Origin of the sequence: Paenibacillus sp. p3-SID867 (assembly GCF_025142895.1) — a bacterium.
GTDB lineage: Bacteria > Bacillota > Bacilli > Paenibacillales > Paenibacillaceae > Paenibacillus_AQ.
Genome location: NZ_JAMBDM010000003.1, coordinates 134941 through 159488, shown reverse-complemented (window position 1 = coordinate 159488; position 24548 = coordinate 134941). Strand labels below are relative to the sequence as shown.

Annotated in this window: 17 protein-coding genes; 2 read left to right on the top strand and 15 right to left on the bottom strand. The window is 52.5% G+C overall.

Annotated elements, in window-relative coordinates:
- The first annotated feature begins 209 nt into the window (after positions 1-209).
- On the top strand, positions 210-1967 hold the full coding sequence (locus M4D81_RS06865; RefSeq protein WP_260065241.1) for an ABC transporter ATP-binding protein: 1758 nt from the start codon (positions 210-212) through the stop codon (positions 1965-1967).
- The gene (locus tag M4D81_RS06860) at positions 1968-4073 is read left to right on the top strand and encodes an ABC transporter ATP-binding protein (RefSeq protein WP_260065239.1); all 2106 of its coding nucleotides are present in this window, start codon (positions 1968-1970) and stop codon (positions 4071-4073) included. It begins immediately after the preceding gene.
- A gap of 116 nt (positions 4074-4189) precedes the next feature.
- Here M4D81_RS06860 and M4D81_RS06855 read toward each other — a convergent pair whose 3' ends face one another.
- From M4D81_RS06855 to M4D81_RS06785, 15 genes are all read right to left on the bottom strand, one after another.
- Positions 4190-5125, bottom strand: coding sequence for an S-layer homology domain-containing protein (locus M4D81_RS06855; RefSeq protein ID WP_260065238.1), 936 nt, complete (start codon positions 5123-5125; stop codon positions 4190-4192).
- Positions 5126-5600: 475 nt separating this feature from the next.
- On the bottom strand, positions 5601-6065 hold the full coding sequence (locus M4D81_RS06850; protein ID WP_071220184.1) for a hypothetical protein: 465 nt from the start codon (positions 6063-6065) through the stop codon (positions 5601-5603).
- Positions 6066-6144: 79 nt separating this feature from the next.
- Positions 6145-6873, bottom strand: coding sequence for a hypothetical protein (locus M4D81_RS06845; protein WP_260065236.1), 729 nt, complete (start codon positions 6871-6873; stop codon positions 6145-6147).
- The gene (locus tag M4D81_RS06840; RefSeq protein WP_260065235.1) at positions 6873-7763 is read right to left on the bottom strand and encodes an ATP-binding cassette domain-containing protein; all 891 of its coding nucleotides are present in this window, start codon (positions 7761-7763) and stop codon (positions 6873-6875) included. Before M4D81_RS06840 ends, M4D81_RS06845 begins: the two co-directional genes overlap by 1 nt.
- 272 nt (positions 7764-8035) lie before the next feature.
- The gene (locus M4D81_RS06835) at positions 8036-9403 is read right to left on the bottom strand and encodes a sedoheptulokinase (RefSeq protein WP_260065233.1); all 1368 of its coding nucleotides are present in this window, start codon (positions 9401-9403) and stop codon (positions 8036-8038) included.
- Between the two features lie 44 nt (positions 9404-9447).
- On the bottom strand, positions 9448-12711 hold the full coding sequence (locus M4D81_RS06830) for an FAD-dependent oxidoreductase (protein ID WP_260065231.1): 3264 nt from the start codon (positions 12709-12711) through the stop codon (positions 9448-9450).
- Positions 12712-12755: 44 nt separating this feature from the next.
- On the bottom strand, positions 12756-14783 hold the full coding sequence (locus M4D81_RS06825) for a YyaL domain-containing protein (protein ID WP_260065229.1): 2028 nt from the start codon (positions 14781-14783) through the stop codon (positions 12756-12758).
- 58 nt (positions 14784-14841) lie between these two features.
- The gene (locus tag M4D81_RS06820) at positions 14842-16092 is read right to left on the bottom strand and encodes an amidohydrolase family protein (RefSeq protein ID WP_260065227.1); all 1251 of its coding nucleotides are present in this window, start codon (positions 16090-16092) and stop codon (positions 14842-14844) included.
- A 137-nt stretch (positions 16093-16229) separates the two neighbouring features.
- Positions 16230-17525, bottom strand: a complete 1296-nt coding sequence (locus tag M4D81_RS06815) for an ABC transporter substrate-binding protein (protein WP_260065225.1) — start codon at positions 17523-17525, stop codon at positions 16230-16232.
- 130 nt (positions 17526-17655) lie between these two features.
- Entirely contained in the window at positions 17656-18507 is an 852-nt protein-coding gene (locus M4D81_RS06810) for a carbohydrate ABC transporter permease (RefSeq protein WP_260065223.1), read from the bottom strand.
- A gap of 15 nt (positions 18508-18522) precedes the next feature.
- Entirely contained in the window at positions 18523-19395 is an 873-nt protein-coding gene (locus M4D81_RS06805; RefSeq protein WP_071220176.1) for a carbohydrate ABC transporter permease, read from the bottom strand.
- Positions 19396-19410: 15 nt separating this feature from the next.
- A complete protein-coding gene (locus M4D81_RS06800) occupies positions 19411-20412 on the bottom strand; it encodes a LacI family DNA-binding transcriptional regulator (protein ID WP_162939115.1) in 1002 nt (333 codons plus the stop codon).
- Positions 20413-20576: 164 nt separating this feature from the next.
- Positions 20577-22880 carry a Sip1-related alpha-galactosidase gene (locus M4D81_RS06795; RefSeq protein ID WP_260065221.1) on the bottom strand — a complete coding sequence of 768 codons (2304 nt, stop codon included), beginning with the start codon at positions 22878-22880 and terminating at the stop codon, positions 20577-20579.
- 26 nt (positions 22881-22906) lie between these two features.
- On the bottom strand, positions 22907-23908 hold the full coding sequence (locus M4D81_RS06790; RefSeq protein WP_071220173.1) for an ROK family protein: 1002 nt from the start codon (positions 23906-23908) through the stop codon (positions 22907-22909).
- Positions 23905-24537, bottom strand: coding sequence for a D-sedoheptulose-7-phosphate isomerase (locus M4D81_RS06785; RefSeq protein WP_260065218.1), 633 nt, complete (start codon positions 24535-24537; stop codon positions 23905-23907). Before M4D81_RS06785 ends, M4D81_RS06790 begins: the two co-directional genes overlap by 4 nt.
- Positions 24538-24548 lie beyond the last annotated feature (11 nt).

The following is a 24548-nucleotide window of genomic DNA, read 5'->3' as shown; positions in this document are numbered from 1 at the left end:
ATGGTGCTGTCTCATCATCATCAAGCCTCGTTCATTCGTTGCCAGAATGATCTGAACGAAGCTGCTAACCGTTGCACGGAAGTCAGGATCACCGTGCGTATGATAAGTTCAAAATTAATGAAGCATATCGTCCGTCGTCGGATGATGTGCTTTTTTTGGTTTTTGCGGATGATATGATGCCAGAACGACCTACGAAAGGAAGGGATAATGTGTTTGCCGTACTTAAAAATCTAGGCTGGTTTTTCAAGCAAGAAAAAAAGCGTTACTTGATCGGCCTTGCGCTTCTCATCTTTTGCGGACTGGTTGAGCTACTGCCGCCGCTTCTGCTCGGAAACGCCATTGACGATATCGTCAGCAGTTCCATAACGTGGACTTCCCTCGTTCAATATCTGCTCATGATTCTCGGCATCGTTGCTGTCGTATACGGCGCCACTTACATTTGGATGCACCGTTTATTCGGAGGAGCGAACCTCGTGGAACGCCTGCTCCGTACCCGGTACATGAACCATTTGCTGCGGATGCTTCCGCCGTTTTTCGAACGCAACCGTACCGGAGACCTCATGGCAAAAGCCACGAATGATCTTCGCTCCGTGGCAGCAACTGCCGGCTTCGGGATGCTCGTCATGACCGACTCTACCATATACTTGATTGTCGTCCTCTTCGCCATGGGCTTCATTGTCAGCTGGCAGCTGACGCTGGCGGCTATTCTGCCCATGCCGATCATTGCCATTGGCATGGTCATCTATGGAAGAGCCATTCATAAGCGCTACACACTGGCGCAGGATGCCTTCGGTGACATGAACGATCAGGTTCTGGAGTCAGTAGCCGGTGTGCGCGTCGTCCGCGCATATGTACAAGAACGCGCCGATCAGCAGCGATTCCAGGACATTACGGATGACGTATATCGTAAAAATCTGGCGGTAGCGAAAGTAGACGCCTTATTCGAACCGACCATCAATTTCTCCATTGGTCTCAGTTACGTCATCGGTTTAGCCTACGGCGTGTACCTCGTGTTCCAGAATCAAATCACACTCGGAGATCTCGTATCGTTCAACATGTACCTCGGGATGATGATTTGGCCGATGTTCGCCATCGGGGAATTGATCAACATTATGCAGCGCGGAAACGCTTCACTGGATCGGGTCAACGAAACCTTAAAGACCCCGCCGGATGTTACCGACGCCGCGAACCCTGTAGACGTGAAGGTTCTGGATACCATTCAATTCAAGGATGTCACTTTCCGTTACCCGACCTCTACAATAGATAATTTGAAAAATATTAACTTTACACTGGAAAAAGGTCAGACGCTCGGCGTCGTAGGGCGCACGGGCAGCGGCAAATCGACGCTCTTGAAGCAGCTTCTCCATGAGTACCCTACCGGAACCGGCGAAATCCTCATTTCCGACATCCCCATGGAGATGCTGGCGAGCGATCAGCTCCACAGCTGGATCGGATACGTTCCCCAGGAGCAGATTTTGTTCTCCAAGACGGTGCGCCAGAACATCCAATTCGGCAAAAAGGATGCCAGTGACGAACTGATAATGGATGCCATTACAACTGCCGCTTTTGACCGCGATCTGGTTACCCTGTCCGATGGCCTGGATACCATTGTCGGCGAAAAAGGGGTGGCGTTATCCGGCGGACAAAAACAAAGGGTCTCACTGGCCCGAGCTTTTATCAGCGACCCTGACATCTTAATTTTGGACGATTCCTTGTCCGCTGTGGATGCCCGGACGGAAGCCAGAATCATCGATAATATCCGGAGCAAACGCGCCGGCAAAACGACGCTGATCTCCACGCATCGACTCTCGGCCGTTCAGCATGCCGATATCATCGTGGTGCTGGAGGACGGCCGAATCACGGAGCAGGGAACCCATGATGAACTGCTGGAGCTCGGCGGCTGGTACCGTGAGCAATTCGAACGCCAGCAGGTAGAAAACAATCTGACCTCCGAGGAGGTGTCTTAATTGACTCCAAACGATACAACCATCTCGAATGAATCCGGAATTGCCAAACGGCTGTTCCGCTATGCCTTAACGGCCAAGGGCACCTTCATTAGCGCTTTGATTCTGCTGGCCATCGGTGTTGCCGCAGAGCTTGCTGGGCCCTTCATCGCAAAAACGATGATCGACGAGCATATCCTGGGCATCGAGCGTCCCTATTATGAGACGACGCAAGCCCAAGATGCTGCATCCTATAATGGAACTTATTATAAACGGGAGGATCGCTTTCAAGAAGGCGAGACGCGAGGACAGGAAGTACGCCTAGTCCAGGCAGGCCGCAGCTTCTATTTCATTAATGAGCCGGTAGCCCGAACGGAAGGAAACCGTTCCTTCCAGGACGGTGTATTGACGATTTCCTATGCCTCGGAAGAATTGCAATATCCGGCCGTCAAATTAACCAAAGAACAGCTGTTTGAATTTTATAAACCCGAGCTGCCCAGCATTTACAAGCTCGTCGGCCTGTTCCTGATCTGTCTGCTGATCTCCATGATTACGGTATTCGGCAGAACCTACTGGCTGCAATCGGCAGCCAACCGGGTCATTCAGAAGCTGCGTACCGATGTATATGCCCATATTCAGCGGCTGCCCGTCAACTTCTTTGATAATTTACCGGCGGGCAAAGTCGTTTCCCGGGTAACCAATGATACCGAAGCGGTAAAGGACCTGTTTGTTGCGGTATTATCCAACTTCAGCTCTGGCGCCGTATATATCACGGGTGTCTATGTTGCCTTGTTCCTTCTGGACGTTAGATTGGGCTTAATCAGTTTGTTTGTTATTCCAATGCTGATTGTATGGACCATCCTGTACCGTAAATTCGCAACCAAATACAATACGGTCATCCGCTCCCGGCTGAGCGAGATCAACGCCATTATTAATGAATCCATTCAGGGCATGGCCATCATTCGTGTATTCCGCCGCCAAAAAGCGACCCAAGAAGAGTTCGAGTCCCTGAATGCGGACTATATGGCCCATCAGAACAAAATGCTCAATCTGAACTCCTTCACCACGCACAATCTGGTGAATGTGCTGCGTAACGTATCTTTTGTGGTCGTTCTTTGGTATTTCGGTTCGGCATCATTGAACGGTGCCGGCATCGTATCGATCGGCGTCCTCTACGCCTTCGTTGATCTGCTTGGCCGCATGTTCCAGCCGATTACGGGCATGGTTAACCAGCTGGCCGCGCTCGATACCTCCATCGTCTCCGCCAAACGGGTATTCGAGCTGATGGATGAAACGGGCGAAAAAATAACGGACGGCAGCATGCCGCGGTATTTAGGAAATGTGGAGTTTCAGAATGTCTCCTTCGCATACAAGAAGGACTATGTGCTAAAAGACATTACATTTGAAGCGAAGCAGGGCCAAACCGTGGCGCTTGTCGGTCATACCGGCTCCGGCAAAAGTTCCATCATCAATCTGTTGTTCCGTTTCTATGACCCGCAGAAAGGCACGATTACCATTGATGGGCAGCCCGTTACCGATATTCCGAAGCAATGGCTCCGCAAGCATATGGGCATCGTGCTGCAAGACCCTTACCTGTTCACCGGCACGATTGCTTCGAATGTCAGCCTCGGTGATCCCGGGATCACACGGGAACAGGTGGAGCAGGCGCTTCGCGACGTCGGGGCCGACCGACTGCTCGCTCATCTTCCGCAAGGCTTTGATGAGCCGGTACTGGAGAAGGGCAGTACGCTGTCGGCAGGACAGCGCCAGTTAATCTCGTTTGCCCGGTCTCTTGCATTCAATCCGGCCATACTGATTCTCGACGAAGCCACCGCTAACATCGATACGGAGACGGAAGCCTTAATCCAGGAAGCCCTGGAGGTACTGAAGCGTGGGCGCACGACCTTTATCATCGCTCACCGCCTATCCACGATTCGCAGCGCCGATCAGATTTTGGTCCTTCACCGTGGAGAAATTGTGGAGCAGGGCTCCCATGACGAGTTGATGGCCCTGGGCGGAAGGTATTTTAAAATGTACCAGCTCCAGCAGGGCAGCACGGCTTCGATTGCAGAGACCAAGGAAACGGTGCTTGCCACCTCCAACAGCAAGCTGGCCGGTGGTCATGTGTAGTACCAGCTGCGTTAGATAAATGTAGGATTAAACAAGAAGGCTGTCCCCCGGTCGAATGTAACATTCGCTTGGGAACAGCCTTTTTAACATGGTATGCTGGCAGTATATTGCAAAAATTACTTTGTCGAATCAAGAGTACCTTCTGTACCTTCTGCTTTGACCGTGATTTTGGTGTACTTGGAAGGCACGAGCACGTCATCGGAAGATTTCGAGATGACTTGCGGGTACATTTTGTCCGGATCGGGTTGAAGAACTTTGTAGTGGATCACGGCTTCGGTATCGCTAACATAGTCGACCGACGTAATTTTAATGCCGTACCCCGGATTCGGCAGGTCTTCCTTGGTTACCGTAACTTTGTTCTGCGATTCATCCACCTTAACAACTTTTGTACTTACATCCGGTTCAGATTGTCCCGGCTTCTGGGGTATCATGTTCTTCTGATGCTCCTCAATGAATCGGATCGAATGGTACGCAAGCTCTGCCGCTTCTATTCGCGTTAAATTCTTCGTTGGATGGAACTTGGCGTTAACGTCGAGCTCAGCGATCTTGGTTAACAACAGGAACTGCACCGCTCCCCGGCTCTCCTCTTTCATCAGATCCTCGTCGGCTACATGCAAATACATCATAACCACGGGATAATTTCCGGTCTTCTGAATCGCTTCCGAGAGCAATGTCGCGAACCCTTCACGCGTTATCGGCTCATTCCATTTCATGTCTGCGGATACGGACAATCCGTTCTGAGCCGCTATATTCACAGCTTCAGCAAACCAGGCATCCTTCGGCACACTGTCAAACGAACGGCCCGTAAAGTTCGGTTGTACCTTCAGGTCGGCGATATTCACAATCATCCGCACCGCTTGTGCGGTCGTTATTGTTTTGGCCGGAGCGAATTTGTCGGCGCTAACCCCTTGGATTATACCTTTCGCTTGCAGCTCCTTCACCATTTGCAAAGGCTTCCCCTCTTGAACATCCTGGAAAGCAGAGGCGGCGCCGGCACCGAGCAATGACGAAGTGACAAGCAATGCAGTTAACAATTTCGTAGTTTTTTTCATAATTACACCTCCTATTCTTTCTGACGCAGAGGTGCTGGAATATGTTTCATCTCAGCCCTAATTTCTTTTATAGAGGTTGTTCAAAAAGTCCGCTTTTGATAAGAAAACCTCTATCGAGGCCACTTCAAGGATGAGCGACCGCGATGCATAGGTAGGTTTTCTTGCGATATAGAATTTCATCAGCTCCACTGATAACTCATAAATTCTATATCTAACACGAAGCGAATCAGGAAGCAGCTCGGCATCGAATCTTGAATTCAGCCGGGCCTAAGTATAAGCTTCCGAAGCATGTTTCCTGCGGAAACATTTCAGGTGCTCACGTACCCAAAACAGCGGATGCTTTCGAAGTCGTGTTCTGCGAAAACGTGTAGCTCCGCTCCTCACTCCCTAGCTACATCCAGCTGAAGCGTTTTGAAAAAACGCACATCGGGAGCATAAGCTTCGGTGCTGAAAATCGACCTTTTTGAGCACGCACTTACACGCTTTTTTCGCTGTCCAGACCAAGCTTCACATACATTTCGCGGGAATAACCCTGCAGCTTCTGCTCCAGCGCTTGGGCCTGGTCCTTAAAAGCGGTCAGCTCCCGAATCATTCGGGATCGGCCAGCCGGGCTGAATGTCTCATGAATCCGCTCTTTGAAATAATCATGAACGATATAGTTGCGCTGCTTCCAGACCTCTTTTAATTGAAGTGTTTCTTCTTCGGAGAATGGAAAGTAATGCTGGATCTCGTGTACCAATTGGCCCAGAGAGCTGCTTAATTTCCGCTGATATAATTGGGTGAAATCTTCTTCTGAAGGCACATTCCCCTGGGAAAGCTTGATCAGCATCAACAGATTCGCCAGCTGCTGCTCAAGCGCCTGTGAATAATACACCGCTAATCCGAAATAGGCAAACAGCTCTTTGGAGTGGTCGCTGTCCATCAGTCGAGATTGTTTCATGGTATCCTCCTCTAGTATTGGCTGTCTTTACCGTTTCTATTTGTGTATATCCCTATGGTAAAGGAAGATACCTCCTACTTCAACCTACTTTTCGGATCACGGTTGCCGCATCCTTGCGGCAGGCCGTCCATAGATAAACAGCCAGCAAAATGAAGCTGTATATGAACGTATATGTAAGGGTCATGAATAACATGGCCCGGGAACGCTCGTCAGCATGAATGAGCATATCAATCATTACAGAGACGGGAGGCAGCACATAAGGAATCATTCTCAAATAAGCCAAATCATCCTGAACGATGGATTGTCCGGCTAAGGAAATAACGATAACGATTAACAGCAAACCTGCCGCTCTTCCCTGGTTCTCCATAAAGCCAAACTGAAAAAATACCGAAATTGAAATGCCGAGCAAGGACAAAGCAGCATGTCCCAGATAACCCAAAACAAACTGGGATAATGTAATCGGCTTATCGAACATTCCAAACACGATCGGGTAAAGGACAGCAAATAAGCTGAACAGGATAGATAGAAGCGTTACGGTTAAATACTGGGCGGCATAATATCGTATGGCCTTCCCGCTATGAACAATCAGCAGCATCGTTTGACGCCCTTGATCATGGTTGAGAAAGTTCAAACCAAGCCAAGCGGAGCCGACAAACAGAAATGCTGCCGTTACGGCATAGCTGTCCATGATCGGGTTAGGCCGGTAAGAGTAGATAAACACTACCGATATCAGCATAAAGGCCATCGGCGCGAAATACCGATAGGATCTCGTATAACTGGCAAGCATGTAATGAATCAATGATCCCATTATGCTCCCTCCCCTTCCATGGATTGACCAAGGTTAGGCTGCACTTGCTCTGCCTTCTCCATGCTCCAAGGCTCCAGCCGTGTCAGCGATCCGCCTGACTGTAGAATATCCAGCAGCATTTCATCCGCGACCTGCCGCGAGACTACCATCGATGCAGGATTACCTCTCGATATCCAATAATGGAACCCTGAACGGCGTTCCAGTTCCAGCATTTTGTCTTGAGTAACACGCGTGAATTCCAGCTTCATCCGTCCCATCTCCGTATCGGTTTCCAGCATGCCGTCCCGCTCGATCCGCCCCTCGCGGAGTTGCGTCTCCCGGTCGGCCAGCGAAGCAATAAGCAGCGGCTCGTGAACGGACATCACGATCGCTGTTCCTTGTCTTTTGATTTCACTTAGAATGCCGATCATCTCCATTTGAGAGGGCTCGTCCAATCCCGACAGAGGTTCATCCAGAACCAATAAATCGGGCTGGCGAAGCAAGGCCTGCATGATATTGACCTTTTGCAGCATCCCCTTGGAGCATAGCGTCATCTTCATGTCCTGCAATCGAAACACATTCAGCATGGCATCGATCCGCTTCGCTGCTTCTTGTTTGTCCATGCCCTGAATGCCAGCCATGTGGCGCAAATATTCGGAAGGACGAAACCGCAGCGCAGGAAAACGTTCCGGTACATAGCCGACGCGCATCGATGTTCCATGTTCGATCCGTGACCCTACCGACGGATTAGCAAGCCCTGCTATCACATGCAGCATGGTGCTCTTTCCTGCGCCATTGCTTCCTGTTATCGCAACGCACTCAGCGCGGGAGATGCTCCAGGTGATGTCATGCAGGACGGCATACTTGCCGAAACGCTTATGTACTCCGTTTAATTCCAGCAGCTCCTGCAAACACTTCAACTCCTGTTCACATAATCTGGTGTTTGTATGTATTGTAGTGCTAATTTACCTGTAAACACAACATCTCAAGCTCAGCGTACAACGGATTTGTACCTCACATGACAATATCATGGCCCGCATCTGCTTTCAAGGACTCCTTCGTGATTCGAATCCATAATAAAATGCAAAGGCGGCCCTGCGGGCCGCCTTTTGTATCATGTCGCTCTTCATGTTCAACCCGCCTTCAATATATGCTGCCGGCCGCCCGATGCGTCCTTAATGAATCAACCCAGCCGTTGACCCGCGGTTTCAAACGAGACAACCTCCCCTGATCCGACGGCCGCGGTTAGCGCAGCGCCTACCGCGCCTTCCTCGGAATGAGTCGGTACATGCACGGGAAGACCAAACTGCCTGACTGCTTCGTCCCTTAGCCTATCGTTGCTGCGGATGGCATTTCCGGCTCCAACCAAAGAAGTGACGTTATGACGAATAGCTCTCGGCAGTCGCTCAAAATACGCATGCAGTTCCTCCACCATACCCCGGAGGAAGCCTACAACCAACAATTCGGGGAGAAAGTTATCTACAGAAATGCCGACAATCTGACCCCGCCGATCGGGTTCTTGCCTTGTCCCGAGAAATTGCGTATTCACGGACAAGCTGTCGCCACCACATAAGCTATCTTCGGCTGCCAGTCGCTCCATCCAGGCGTAGACCTGCCCCGCGGACACAGGCTCACCGGTATAGGAGGCGATAACTTTCCGAAAAAACTGCTCCAAGATTGCATAAGCTTTTCCGCCGCAAAGGGAAGAGCCGACAAGCAGCCTGCCGCCCCCTGGAAACGGTCTGGCTTCCAACCCTTCCGGGACATCGGGGCCATTCGTCGGTTCATGGATCGAAAGCTGCCCCCCTGTTCCGATATTCAGCAGTACCGTGCGGTGAATGTCTTTTACGCTGCCCAGGAAGCTGGCCTGGTTATCACCCAGCGATACAAACACCGGAATTCCGCCGGACGTTGATCCAGCCATCGTTCCCGAAGCCCGAACGGAAGGAAACCAGCTACGATTTATCCCTGCTTGCTCCATCGCTTCAGCATCAAAGTCTTGTTTTTGCAATGAATAGCAGCCGGTCCCCGCTGCATGCGTCGGATCCATCAACGGATTTTGACGACCGGTCAGCTTTATCACGATATAATCAGGGATCGTGCAGACACAGCATGCAGACGACGGGATTAGATGATTCATCCAGTTGAAAAAATGCGTTACAACGCCGTACCCCGTTGACAGCGTATATCCTGTGAGTTCGGACAGCCGCTCGGCGTAAGTCTGTTGTGTAAGGCGCTCCGCTCCGCGTTGATCCTGCCATGTGTACAAGGGACTGACCGCTCTGCCAAGCTCATCCAGGTATAGGATGCCATGCATTTGGCCTGTTACGCCAATGCCGCCAATATCCGGATGCTCCTGCTGCAGCTGTCTCATTACCGCTTCTGCCTGCAGCCAAATCGCCTCGGGATCTTGAAGCCGTTCCCACGGGTAAGCCCCGTCTCGTGCGGCCCGGTTGGCTTCAGCTGCGGTGGACAATATTTCGCCAAGTCCGGCATCGAATACCACACCGCAAATGCTCGTTGTTCCGATATCCAAACCAATATATTTCATCGGCATAACTCCTACTTCAACGTATTCCTGCTTGACCCCGCGCGCTAATCGATGCATCGCAGCATGTCTTCGCTGTTACACTCGATATCCAGCAATATCTCGAGCGGCTGCGGCGTCAGACGACTCTCCTGCCGGTGCAGCCATTCCAGCCATACCTTTGCCAACTTCCCATATCGTTTGCCGCTGAGTCTGTGCAGCTCAAGAAGAGCGCTTCTCCCTAACAGCGACCGGCTGTCATCCAGGTAATCGATCAGAATTTCATATCCTGCCATGCTTCCCGATCGGGCCAGAGCCCTTCCAATCGCCAGCTCCAGCATCGAGCGCCTCTCCAAAAAGTAATCGGGCTGCGCTCCCCTTTTGCAGGATTGTCCCCGCAGCTCGGGGATGTTATGGAGCTTTAACAACACCGGGACGGCATCCCTTGACCCCAGCCGTTCGGCTCCTTGGCATATCGCATCAATATAATAGTAGATTCCCTGCAGGGTATCCTTGAAATCCTCCTCACCGGGATGCAGCAACCCCGCAACCCGCTGCCATACCGTCAAGCTGCGAGGATCCCTTGCCGCTGCAAGGGAGTATAACCAATTGGCGGCTTCGGGCATTGCTCCGTGGTCCGGAGGCAGCTGCACATACATGATCTCTGCCGTACGCAGCGGCAGCCGGCCGCCTTGGAGTTCTTTCGTAATCGCATCCATCAGCACCTGGACTCCCGACTTTGCACCCAGCATGGACAGAGCCTGAGCGAGCACGATTTTCTTGCGCTCGGACGCCTTCGTCAAGGGCGATTCCAGATAGGGAATGCTCCGCTGTCCCAGCGAGCATATCTCGACAAACGGCAGGCGTCCCCGATAGATTTCGTTCATTCGCATATTCGAATATTCATAGAGCGGCACATCACCTTCGATGGAGTCCACGAGTTGGGACAATTCTTCATCCGTGTACCTGTAAGGGGAGAGCTTTCGGGTAACGGCGTCTTCCGGTATGAGCCCCTCCTTGCCAAGACGTTGTTGCAGCAGCTTGATGTCAATCTCTCTTGGCGACCGGCAACAGCCAACCGCTTGTACGGCTGCCAGCGCGCAAACGGCGCCCAGATTCTCCAGATCGGACTGCATGCGTATGGCAGGCAGAGCATCATGCGTCGCCGAAACCGCCTTGCCTGCAACCAGAATGCCGTCCAGCCCTTTCGGCAGCAGCATACGGTACGGGATCTCGATCTCAAGGTTCGGAGGGATCAATCCGATGTTGACCCAATCCGCTCCGCTTACCCCTTTTATGTCATGGTTGCTGAAATGAACATTAATAACGTCTGGCCAACGCCGGTGCAGCAGCTGATCTGGAAGCTGCATCACGGCATCGCCCACGATATGCCGGCTCTCCCTTGTTGCTACGTAGATGCCATGATCATGACATTCTTCGCCCCTTCGCCGCCCGGCCAGGATAGCCCGGGTATAGTCGAGAATGCTGGAAACATCGACCATGCTGGTGAAATTGTTCTGCAGTTTGGAAGGCGCCTTGTATTGGGATAAGGAATACCACATCACGGTGTGATCCTTGCTGGAGCCGTACACATATTCCGCGCCGGCAAAAGCGGCTGCATCCCCGTCGCCCGAAGCATCGATCACGACGTCAGCCAACAGTACAACAGGTCCCCAGCGCGTGGCGGCTGCAATTCCGCATACCCGGTTCCCTTGCTTCACCGTACCCCAGGTCGTGCAATTGAACAGCGCATCCGTTCCCGCTTTCTCCGTCAGCTGCAGCAGCGCAAATGCCTTGGCTTCGATATTCCATTTATGGCCCCTATACCGGATGGAAGACTGTACCTGTTGAACGGCTTCATGAATTCGTGCCGCATAGCCGCCCCGGCGGCCAAACCAGTAGCTGTCCACCCCGCCGTAGGTTCCCGTTCCTCCGAGACCGGGATTAAGCTCCACCAAAACGGTATCCATACCTTCAAAGCCAGCCGTTATGGAAGCACTTGCCCCGCTGGAGCCTCCTCCGACGACCAGCACGTTTGCTTTTTTGAGCACAGGCAGCCCCATGGCTGCAACCTCCGCTTCTTCTCCTGCCCATTCCTTCCGAAAAGAGGAAATGGACGATATTTCATAATCGTTCTTTTCACCCTCTTCGGAATTGGCCGACCGGTTGATCCAAGCTCTTTCAGGATCAGCCCCGCTTTCGGTGATAACCGTTTCGGCTTCTTGCAGCGTCCTTCCAAGGGCATACGTTTCTCCTTCCAGCAGCAAGAGAGCCGCCGCCTCTCCTAATGCAGCTGCGCTTACGGGATTCAACAAGCGGGCATTTCCGTTCACATAGACATCCCTGTACAAGCACAGGAGGCCGGGCCAAGGGCCTTGCATGGATTCATTGGCGGAAGTGGCTTCCCATCCGTACAAATCTCCCGCCGGACCGAAAGCATAAGGACCAGATAATTCATGGGAAGCAAAGCTCAATACGGCTTTGCCAAAACCCGGTACCTGCTTCGTCAAATACGAAGCCACTTTCATGCCGATGAATCGTGCGGACACTTCCCTGTCGCGGTCCGCTTTCATCGTGTTACCGCTCTGGAGCGACAGACCGAACGTAACGTAAACATGGCCTTCTCCCCGGCAGCCGAAGCGAACACGGATCGTGTTATCCAGAAGGCCTAGCTCTTCCGGTATTAACATCTCACCTGACCGCACATCCACGGCTCCTGTAAATTCCAAGGTCCTATAATAACATGCCGACGATCCATGAGGAAACCGGGCAAGCGGTTCTCCCATCAGCGCAGCCGTGATGGCCGTCTCGGTGGCATCCACGATGCATTCGGCGCGTATCACCTGCCGGCCTGATTTGTTGGCGACCACGATGCCGTTCAGGCGGCCATGTTCATGATGCAGCGCAATCGGTATGGAGGAATATACAAACTCAATTCCACGTTCAAGAAGAAGATCCTCCAAGCCCCGTTTTAATCGGTCTGGGTGCATAGGAATACAAGAAATGCTTGCTGCCTGATCATCCAGCCCCTGCCCCTCCCTGATGCTGCCCGCATAACTTTCATGGAGCAGCGCTCCCATATTCTGCTGAGCCATCACAGCTTTAATGAGTTCGGGTAATGCCGCATCCGTATCCCCGGTAAGCTCGATCCAAGGCATCAGCTTGGCTGTCATTTCCGTTCCCAGGTACGTTCGGGACTCGATTAATACGACCTGCTTGCCCCCCTTTGCCAGACGGATTGCCGCAGCGATGCCCGCAAAACTCCCGCCGATGACAACCACATCACTCCTGCCTAGAACAGGCAAGGTTTCCGCATTCATGAACACGTTCATCACGCTCTTCCCCCTAGTTATCATGTCTTGGTCAGACAGATGCTTCACAACGGCAGATCCAGATCGGCCGCGTATGCCATCGCTTCTTGTGAAGCATACAATACAAGTCCCACGCACCAGGCATGGGATAACGTCAGCATCATGCCTTTGGGCTGGAAACAATTCGTGTTGTAAAACCGCTCGGTAACCATCCCTTTATATGCGTTAAAATCACCGTCTTCCCTGGCCACGAACTGAAGGAAGCAGGCAATATGATCTCTCGTCCGGTCCTTGTAATAATCATCGCCGCTGTACCTCCATAACCTGAGCATCTCCGGTACGCAGAACAATCCGTAATTGTGCAGGTGCTGATTCGAGGTTGACGCCTGGTCCGCGCCCCGGGACTTGAAATCATACTGACCCAGAAACGAAAACTTGGGAAAATCGAGATTGTACGTCCAACGAAAGGTCATCATCCAATCCGCGGCGCTTTTTGCCAAGTCCAGCCATTTGTCCTGCTTGTCGTGCTCATACAAAAGAACGTAGGAGACCACTGCATTGTAAGCATCCTCCGACGTAGGCGTCAGATGCACGTCTTCCGGCGCGCCGTAAATATATTCATTGATGATGAAGCTCTTATAATAAGCTCCGCCTGCGACGGCGGCTTCCTTATAATCGCTGTTTCCGAACAGCTGGGCTCCTTCGAGCAGTGCGGCAATCCACAGCATCCCTCCTGCACCGTCCCATTCCTCTACCCGACCACTCTCGCAGTGGTAATACGAGCCGAAATTGCCGTCTTCCCGTTGGTGCGCTTCAGCAAAATCCAGATTGGACAGAACCGCTTGTTCCCAATCCTTGTGCTGATCTCCATAGGATTGCTCCAAGACCAGCGCCCGGATCATGAACAGCGTCGCTTCGGCGATCGTACGCGCCTGCAGCCAGTCCGATTTCGGATTCCATCCGGTAGTCCAGCCTTTGCCGACTATCCAGGATGCCCAGAACGTACCGTTTGGCGCAATCCCCGAGGCAACCTTGGAAAGCACCGAATGCGCGGCCTGAATATATCTAGATATGCCATGTTTTCGCCCATAGGCAAGCAATGCATAAGCATAAGGCGCGCCACTGACCCATCCGACATGCATATGGGGTCTGTCTCCCTGCTGCTTGACGTTGTTGTTAAATTCCCGGTCAAATGCCGCCGTTTCGTTCAAGATTCCGTATTCTTCGCGATAATGCCACGTATACAGGCCATGTGCTGTCAATTCGCCTGCTTCCTTCAAACCGATCCATGGATTCAACGCGTGGTCCTCCTGGTGCAGTTTGTACATCTGACGTACAAACGGATCGTAGGCATGCGGGTCCGACGCTCCAGCATACAGCTTGAACTTCAATCGGATCTGCTCGCCTGGTTTGAAGGAATGCATGTTTACATCCGCCGGATCCGGAACCGGCTCTCCGACGAAGGTGACCGGCTCTTCACGGTAAGGGAAATCGAGCCAAATCTGGGTCCCTTCCGCGTTCCCTCTGAAGCCGAGACCACTGAGTCCGATCGCCGAGACTTCGTCCGTGCAGAGCGCCCCGCACATGCCGTCATTCCAAGCGAACACGGCAGGCAGCGCCGCCCTGTCGCTCCGAAATGACCAATGATCCGATACCATCTCCGCAGCCTTTCCTCCGTGATAATCATACCTGGGGTATTTTCGGAAGTTATGCTCAAATCGGTTCTCCTTATAAAAGGCTCCGGGAATCATCCAGTCAGGTTTGCCTCCGCCGAGGAGATCGCAGCCAATTCGAAGTCCGGCCTCCTTCTCAACGCTGCCTGTATAATACATCTCCAGATGGACGTCGTAATAGGAAGTGATATCGTGAATCAATACCCAGCGGCTTACAATCTCGAAATCTTCATGCTTACCTTCAACCTGAAACCCGTCCTTCGTCGGAATCACACGGTCAACGGGAATATCCACGGCATGATCGGAATCGTCCAGCAAACTTAACAGCGCGGCAAAACGCATGGAACAGGTTGAACCCGCCTGTCCCCCAAGAATATGAAGCTCCGTCCCACCGTTTCTATTCTGCGTCGTCCATTCCATTTATTCATATCGCCTCCATCATTCGTTATAGTTCCATCATCCAGCCGGGGAAGAGCCGCTAGAGTCGATAAAGCTCCATCAGATTATCGCGAAATATTCGATCCGCAAACGTCATCGCTTCCCGTTCGTTTAGCGAGCCTTCACGGACTTTCTCTTGGAGAACATCCGCGGCAATCTGCCGTGCCAGCTTCTGATGGGCATAAGTGCCTTCAACGAAATTGTAGTCACCGCCGAAGCCCTGAATTTTGGTGCCCGGCACCATTTCGATCATCTGGCTTAAGATTTGCTTGGCCGCCGTCGGCGATATAATGTAAACCCAGGTGAAATCCGCATAAACGTTCGGGAAATTTTTCGCTAAACTCAAATATTCATTCTGGTATGGAAGGCCGCAGTGCAAAAGCACAAACTTGGCTTCCGGGTATTCAAGCAGAAGCGGCAGCAGGCCTGTCACCCTGGAATTTGTAATGATATTCCCGTTGCCGGAGACGCTGGTCTCGTGATGGCCGGTATGGATCTGAATCGGCAATTCATAGGCAATGGACCGACGGACGATGAAATGGATCAGGTAATCCTGAAGAGGCAAACAATCCGTTTGACTCAGCGGCTCATCCAGCGACCCGACCATCATTCGGTTAAAAGCTTGTTCCGCCTCAAATCGAGTCGGTTTGCCGCAAGCCAGGCTGCGCCAGTACGCATGTCCCAGCTTCGTGGCAACCATCCCTTCCTGAACGTATCTATATAGCAAGGAATCCACCGCATTCAAGTAATCCTCCAAGGTATGCACGGTAACGGCAGCGGAACGCTCCACCGCCTGAATATCCTTTAATGTTCGCAGTTTAAAGGCAAAGTCCAGGAACATGATCGGCCTCAGCAGCTCGGTGTTCATCTCGGTTGTCTGAATCAGCGTAAACGCCACGTCGATCCCTGATTGCTCGTTCAGCACTTTGCGGTACCAATCATCGTTGGCAGAGGCGGCTTTCACCTTCCCGTCCAATTCCAGGATGCCCTGTACGCTCCAATCCCTGAATCCGTACAGATCCTCTAAGGCGGTCTTCAACATCCGGGCATACGTCGTATTATTCGTACGGTCCCAATATTTCAGGAAGACGGCAGCTTTCTCTTCGTCGCTGGTTTTGCTTCTTGGGCTTAAAATATCCCGTGGCATGCCGGCCGTAATCAGATCCGAGTCCAGGTAATGAAGCAAGCCAAAGATACCGGTATTCTCCTTTTTTCTAATGGCCGGCGTAGCCAAATGCTCATGCCCGTCAATGATACGGATTTGTTGCACATATTCCTGCAAGCTGTTCATCAAGGTGTCTCCTTCCACTCTATACAATGTCTTCTTCCTACATCCAAGGTCTATCCTTCACGAAAAAGGACAGGAAAAGGCTGCCTCGCGAAGGAAGCAGCCTCCCCCATCAACCGCAGATATGATATGTGACGTGCTTAATCGATTTTCAGTTCAGGGAAAGAATTCTTTACTTCCTTTATAAAATCGGACAATACTTCGTCATAACTCCGATTATTGGTGACCCCTTCACCAGCAACCTTTCTCCACTTGCTCAGAATTTCCTCGCCATACTTGTCTGCGGTATGTCCCGGCATTTGCTTAACCGTTTCATAGTACGGAGCCAGTATGTTCTGATCACCGAACAGCGGGGATTTGAATTGTTCCAGGTTGTCTTCGTAAACTTTGCCGGAAGCCGGCATATTTCCTGTCTTCTCCAGATTGTGCTGCTGCCACTCCGGTCCAGCGATGTATTTAATAAATTCAAAGGCCAGCTCCTGATTCTCGGATTTGGAATATATGCTGCGGTAAGTGCCTCCGCTGTAGAAGCCTAACGGCGTCTTGGCTACCCCATATTTCCCTTCGGCCTTGCCATCCTTGTTATCCACCATAAAGCCCGCCCATGCCGGCATGGAAGTCAGCACGACACTGCCGTCATTCAAGGCATTACCCCATCCCGCCGACATGAACGGCAGCTTAGCGTCCACGTTGTTCTGACGAATCTCTTTCTGAATCTCATAGTATTCCTGCCACTGTGGATCCACGTTAAGCTTGTTATCCTTCACCCATGGTTCCAGATTATAGGCAGCAATATCAAATACGTCTCCGGCGTTTGCGATCAGGTGAATCTTGCCACCGCTCGCCTCATAGACCTGCTTTCCAAGCTGGATGATTTTGTCCCAGCTGTCGACCATCCCGCTGATTTCGTCAGGGTCGTCGGTACCAAGGTATTCCTGTGCCGTCTCGCGCAGATACCAGAATCCGCCCGGTGACGAATGATCCGATACCGCGCGGATTTTGCCGTCCGACCCTCTTCCGAGCTCCGTTACGTATGGAATATTATCTTTGACAAGCTCATCAATGCCCAACGCCGATAAGTCCGTCGTGAATTTGGAATCGATGAATTTGCCGATGTATCCCCGCTCCAAATCGAAGATATCCGGCGTATCCTTGCCGGTCTGCAGCGCCGTCAGCAGCTTCGTCTGGTACTGATCGCCCGGGAACATCTTCACCTCGACGGTCACTCCCGGATGTTTCGCCTCGAACTGGTCCGCCATGTCCTGCACTTGATCAAAGAATGTCCATATCACCAGTTTGCCTTGAAGCTCCCCGTTCTCGTTCTTGGCCGGAGATGATCCTCCCTGACTTGCTTCGCTGCCGCCGGAGCATCCGGCGAGAAGTCCGGTTAACAGAATGGCGGACAGCAGCATGCCGATTAACTTGTTCCTTTTCAAAACAATCTCCCCCTATACATTTCATTCGTTTCTAGACAAACCTCGATTAAACCCATCCGAAATGATTTCATAAAGAAGCGACAAGCAGGCCTAGGCCAGGGCATCCCTCCTTTCAGACTCCTTGCGGCCGTCACCCCTTTACGGCTCCCGCCGCGATTTCGCTGATTACTTTCTTCGACATGATCGAAAATACGATCAGAATCGGGATGGTTGAGATCACAACGCCGACGTACTGCGCGCCAAAGTCGGAAGTGAACTGGGATTTAACGCTGGCAATCATCACCGGAAGCGTTTGCAGCTGATTATCGAACAAAATGATCATCGGGGTCAGGAATTCGTTCCAGCTGCCGATGAAATTCAAAATGCCGAGCGTGGCAATGCCGGGGATCATCAACGGAATGACAAGGCGGTGGAAAATTCTCAGTTCCCCGTAGCCGTCGATCCGGCCCGATTCCATAATCTCCGTCGGCACCGAAGAGTCCGCGATCTGACGCAGGAAAAAGATGCCGAATGCGCTTGAAATGGAAGGCAAGATCAACGGCCAGTACGTATTCAGCATATTGAACGTATCCATCAGCTTGTAGAAACCGATGATGCCAAGCTGTCCCGGAATCATCATCGTTCCCAGTACGGCCACGAAGAGAATGTTCTTATGCTTGAAGTTGTACTTGGCAAATCCGTAGCCGCCCAATGCCGCAAAATATAAGCCAATGGCCGTGGATACTACGGAAATGATGATCGAATTGGCAAACCCGCGCCAAATGTGGACCGTATCGATCAGCCGCTCATAATTGACTAGAAACTGGACTCCCGGTACGACCAGCAACCTTCTGGCGATATCCGAATTGGCATGCGTCGAGGTCATGATCATGCTGTAAAAAGGAATGAGACAGGTCAGGGCAATCACAAGCAGAAAAAGGTAGAGCACCGTTCGCCCCAAAATCATCTTGACGTTGTTTTGTTTAACCGCTGCAGCTCTCATAAGTTCTGGCACCCCCTAGTCCTTCAGTCTCGCAGCCCGAGCCGTAATCAGCGAGAACAGCATAATCACGATGAAGATCGCGTAGGCAATCGTTGCCCCGTAGCTGTAATCGAAGTTCAGGAAAGCTGTTTCGTACAGATACATCGCCATGGTCCGGGTCGCGTTGCCTGGGCCCGATCCGAGCATCAGCGGCGCATCGAATAGCTGCAGGCCACCGATCACCGACGTAATAAGCGTGAACAGAAAGACCGGGCGCAGCATCGGGAACGTGATACGAAGCGCCGTTTGGAACTTCGTCGCCCCATCCACTTCCGCGGCCTCGTACACCTCGGACGGAATGGATTGAAGACCTGCGATAAAGACGATCATGTTGTAACCGAAATATTGCCAGCAGATGACGCCGGCGACAATCATCCTGGCGAGCCAAGGATGGTTGAACCAGTTGACCGGATCATCCACCAAGCCCATCGCCATGATGATTTTGTTGATGCTTCCCGTCTGCCAGTCGAACATCAGACTGAACATGACGCCGAGCGTAACCGGCGTAATGATGTGGGGAAAGAAATAGACCGCGCGGAAAAAATGCTTGCCGCGAATGAACTTCTCGTTCAGGATCATGGCCAATATAAGCGCAATTGTCAGCTGCGGTATGATCGACATCAGCCAGATGATCAGCGTGTTTCCGATCGCCTGATAAAAGAAGCTGTCCTGGAGGATCCGCTCATAATTGGCAATGCCCAGAAACACGGGATCGTCAAAGCCATCCCATTTCGTGAAGCTGAGATACAAGGTGTATAAAATCGGCACCAGACCAAAAATAATGAATCCAATAAAAAAAGGTGAAATAAACAGGTAGCCGTAATTCGATTTATTGATTTTCGTCTTCACCGGGCGTGCCTCCCTTTACGTGTTCGCACAGGAATTCCGAATAATAAGCTTCGGTCTTAATAAATGACTTGCGCTCTCCGCATGCGGCCTGCCGTGAATTTTATCGAACAGGCCGGCCGCCGCCTTGTTACCGATTTCAAAAAATGGCTGGCGAACTGTCGTCAAGGCCGGATATACCCACTGCGCGATGGAGATGTCGTCAAATCCGACAATCGACATATGCTCCGGCACGCTGCGGCCGCTTTCCTGGATGGCTCGCATGGCGCCGACGGCGGTCTCGTCATTGGAGGCGAGAACGGCGGTAATTCCCTCAAGACCGTTGATCTCCAGCATCGCCTCGTACCCTCCCTGATTGCTCCAATCAGATGTCACCACCCATTCCGGGCGATACGGAATTCCCAACGCCCCAAGCGTGTCGATGTATCCCTTCAGTCTGTATTTGCTGGCAGCTGCATGATCGGGTCCGGTAATATAAGCCATGTTCCGATGTCCGATCGAATGCAGGTAAGCAACCAGCTCGGACACGCCGAACGCATTATCGACGTCGACGGAGAAGATGCCGTCCTTCCCGCCACGGTCGCCGATAAGCACCACCGGCAGCGGAGATTCCCGGATCTTCTGCAGTTCTTCCTCTTGCCTGCGCCTGAAGCTGACGAGAATCAACCCGTCAATCTGTCCTTCATACAGCAGATCCAAAAACGATATTTCCCGGTTGAAATTCGATGTCCAGCTGTAATAGATGCAGTTATAGCCTTCTTTTTTGACAGCGTCCTCGATCCCCTTGATCATCCCGGAGTAAAACACGTTGGAGATGTCGTCGATGGCGATGCCGATCGTGAACGTCTTGCTGGTTACCAAACGGCGGGCGTGGGCGTTGCGGTGAAAATTCAGCTCCCGTATCGCCCTGTCGAGTGCAGCCTGCGTCGTTTTCTTAACCTTTTGGCCGTTTAAGTAGCGGGATACCGTACTCTTGGAGGTATTCGCCAGTTTGGCCACGTCATGAATCGTAGGAACCATAGCGATAAACGCTCCTTCTTCTAAGTGATGGCTGAACAGACTCATGCAATAGCAAATTTTTGGGAACGTTCCCAAAACGGGGATCGCCGAGGAAAGGCCGTTTTCTAACTGATCCGTCCTGGCTGCCAGATAGCAACTGCGACCTCTCCAATGCGCATTCGGCCTTAAACTTTGAACTCTTGGAAAATCTCGATGACAGGCTCTCCCTCTATTTCGCAGCAATCAATCTCACACAGCTCCCCGCTCCGAACCACCCTGGCTTCCAAGCCATTGACTATAGCCTTAACGGAGCGGGCAGGGTCCGCTGTAAACCCGAAGATGCCGCCTTCAACCAAGCGAACCGCCGTTTTCTGAGGATGCTCTTCAATCTGCAGCACAGCGTGAGTGGATAGAAACTTATCCGTCAAACCGATAGGTGTGCAGAATTTCCGAACCGGGATCACGTTGTAAACCGCAACCTCACCCGGCTGTAAATGCAGGCTCAGCTCCTCTCCTCTTTGGAGCGTACGCACCTTCCGCGTAAGCGGTTCAAACAGTACAAAAGCTTCGCCCTCAAGGCCCGGTACATCGCTTGGACGGACGGTGCCCTTCACAATCGCGTCATCCAGCGTGATGTTAAAAGCGGCGATGACGCCCGATGGTCCGACCCGGTTCCATACCTTTAACGGAATCGGCTCCGTGTTCGGGTTGCGGAACAGGCAATCCACTGTCGGCTGGGCCGGCAGGTCTCCTCTCGCGATCCGGCCATCCCGATAGATCATGGGCCATACCCGAGCCGGGTCGGTAGTCCCAACGGGATCGCTGAAATAGACCGGTCCACCGCTGATTGCCCTGAGCACGGCGCTCTGCAGCGCATCCTCATGCGATGTCCAGAACATGTCCCAATCTCCCCAGTAGAACTGTCCATGATAATAGGAATTGTATACATTCTGAAGCGCATGCTCCTTAAAGCTGCCTGCCTCCTGCGGCACAAAGTCGTCACTGTTCCGGGACATGGAAGAGACGGGTCGGTGCCATACGTTCTCCGAACCCATGCCCATGCAGTTCATGATGTTCCCCTCAAAATGTTGATACACCGAAGCCTCCAAAGCCTCATGGGCCCCTGCCGCTGCTTCGCCGGCCGTCATGTTGTACATGGTCATGTTCGTAATGGAATTTTGGCCATCAACCTTGACGAAATCGATGCCCTGTTCCTTAAGCTCACGGTGCCAAACATCCCAGAACCCGAAGCCCTTGCTTTGTTCCGGAGATGGAATCAGCCGCCCATTCCGAGTTTCGTGCAGGAACTCCCCGTACCGCGCCGCCAAGTCGCTTCCTTGGGAAATGCCGCCCCAGTAGCCGGCAATGGTATGCCATACTCCGACCCAGTCCACGCCATAATCTTCTTTGAGCTGACGCGTAACCGGCAGAAAACCTTCCGGGAACTTATTCCCGTCCGGCTTCAGCGACTGGAGCCGCATCTCCGACACATCGAGCCAGCCATCATCAATCATGAACCACCTGACCGGCAGCTTCAGGAGCTTCAGCTCCTCGGCCTTCTCCAGTATTCCGCCCGCATGAACCTCATGGTAGAAGGCATCCCAGGAGCAAAAACCGATATACTCCATCAACGGCGGGTATGCCTTCCCTTTACGATGCTCCCGGTTCAACGCATGAAGGCTATCTGATGAAGCCTTCTCTGCAACCTCGTAAGGCTCCTTTCCCCACGATAGCGAAAACGCCAGCGCTTTGATCGAATCATGACCGAGGATCAAAGGCGATACTACGGCTTGAAGCCCGCTGTCATCCCCTTGCAGATCCGTTCGGCATCGGTCATCGCAGACCGGGAGCAGATACAGGTACTGGTCCGGGGCCGTTCTCCACACCAGCGACTGGGTACGCCGAGGCAGCGTATCCCATCCCGGTCCGAAATGCGGACGTGTCCACCAGTCCTTATGCCGGTAATTCGCCATATACCCCTCATGAACGGGATGGCCAAAGCTTACAGTGACGGCCGCTTCCGGTTTGAAATAGCTTTGTTTGCCAAACAGGCTATCATTCGCCAGCTTGGCATCCACATAGGCCAGCACGCTCTTTTCCTTTATCACGATTCGAATATCCGCCGAGGCGGTTCCATCGGCACTGCGATAAGCATAGAGAAGACAACCGTCCAGCCTTCCACCATCCGTGTTGCAACATATTGCGTTTGCGGCTCCCGAATGATTCGTGGCAGTATAATTCGATCCCGCCTCGTCCTGTACGCTCTTTTCCGAGACGCTTGTGTCTTTCGTAACCGTTACCGGTATATTCCCTTCTCTGTGCACACCAGCGTCATGATCGAATCCGATTTCTTGAACGCCGATGAGCTCCAAGGGAATCATTCCTCGTTCATAGTCATGGACGGAAACCGCCATTTGATGGATCAGATCGAGCACATACCTGCGCTGAGGCAGCTCTTGCCTGGTTGCATTCGTGTAGGTTGCGGACATTTCCGATATTCCCCCTCTTTGCTTCATCATCGTGGATTAACTGTCTCCGCATCTGCCAGCATGGACAGTGCATGCATGGCGACCGATAGGCCCGCATAATCTCCGACCCGTTCGCCCAGCGCTGCCGGAACCACTTTGCATACCGACAAAGCCCCAGGTAACGCTTCCCGTTTCAGAACTTCAAGCGCCACAGGCTCCAGCAGTTTTTGCTGACGGCCGTAGATGCTGCCGATGACAATCATCTCGGGATTCAAAATATCCACCAGCACGGACAGTCCCCGCCCCAGTTCTTCTCCCACGAGGTGAAAAACCTTCAGGGCCGTTGGGTCACCATCCTGGGCCGCTTCGCCGACCGACTGGGCCGTGATGGAAGCCAGCTGTTCTTTATCGCTGCAAAAGGAGGTCGTACCTCCGGCGTTCAGCACCGCTTCCGCATGGGTTGCAGCCAGTCTGGCGATCCCGCCGCCGCTGCAAAAGCCTTCAAAGGATCCGGCTTTGCCATACCCGACCGGACCGTCATGCTCCAGCCGGATATGGCCGATCTCGCCGGCCATATCGTTCGTTCCCGTATACAGCCGACCGTTCAAGATCAAGCCGGCTCCCATGCCTGTTCCGAATGTCAGGAACAGCATGTTTTTCGTGCCACGGCCGGCGCCCCATCTCCATTCTGACAAGGCGCATGCATTGGCATCGTTTTGGAGGCCGACCGGTACCCGGAAACGTTGTTTGACCGGACTCACAACATCAATCCCGTTCCAATGCGGCAAATTCGGCGGACTGTGGACAAGCCCGAGCTCGCTGTTCAACGGACTGCCGCAGCTGATGCCGATTGCCTCAACGCCGGGCAGGTGCAATTGCTGCAGCAATTGCTCAAGCACATTCATCATGATGGTTAGTGCTTCCTCCGGTTCATGAGGCGTCGGAAAGCGTTCTTTGGCCAGGATGGTCAGCGTTCCGTCAGCTTCTTGCCTGCCGACGGACACGGAGCATTTCGTCCCTCCAATATCGAAACCGGACAAATAGGTCATGCAAAGAACGCCTCCTCCAGCATCAGACATAAGGCATGATAAACCGGAAGATGCCGTTCCTGAACGTCCGAGGTCTCTTCCCAAGGAACGGCAATCGTGACATCGCTGATCGTTTTAAGGACTCCCCCGCTTTTGCCGGTCATGACGACGCTGCTCATTCCCGCTGCCTTGGCCACCTGGACCGCCCGAATTACGTTGACGGAATTGCCTGAAGTGCTGAGTCCCAGCAGAACATCGCCAGGTTTGCCGTACCCGTATACCTGCTGGGCATACACCATGGACGGCTCCACGTCATTGCTGAACGCGCTGATCAGACCCTGTTGGCTGACGAGCGATATGGCCGGGAGCGCTCCCTGCAGGTGATCGGCCATATAATCCCCCTGCTCCGGGTCGACCTCGATTAGTTTCCTTCGAAACGCCAGGGGCACCGGACGCGTCATCCGGAACCCCTTCATCAATTCGCCGACGATGTGCTCCGAATCCGAAGCGCTTCCCCCGTTGCCGCAGATCAACAGTTTGTTCCCTTTATAAAAAGCAGATTTTATAATTTCAAAAGCACGCAGAACATCATGCGCGCAGCCCGCAAGCTCCGGGTATTTGCTCTGCATATTTTCCATGATTGCATTCATGTTAGCCTTCA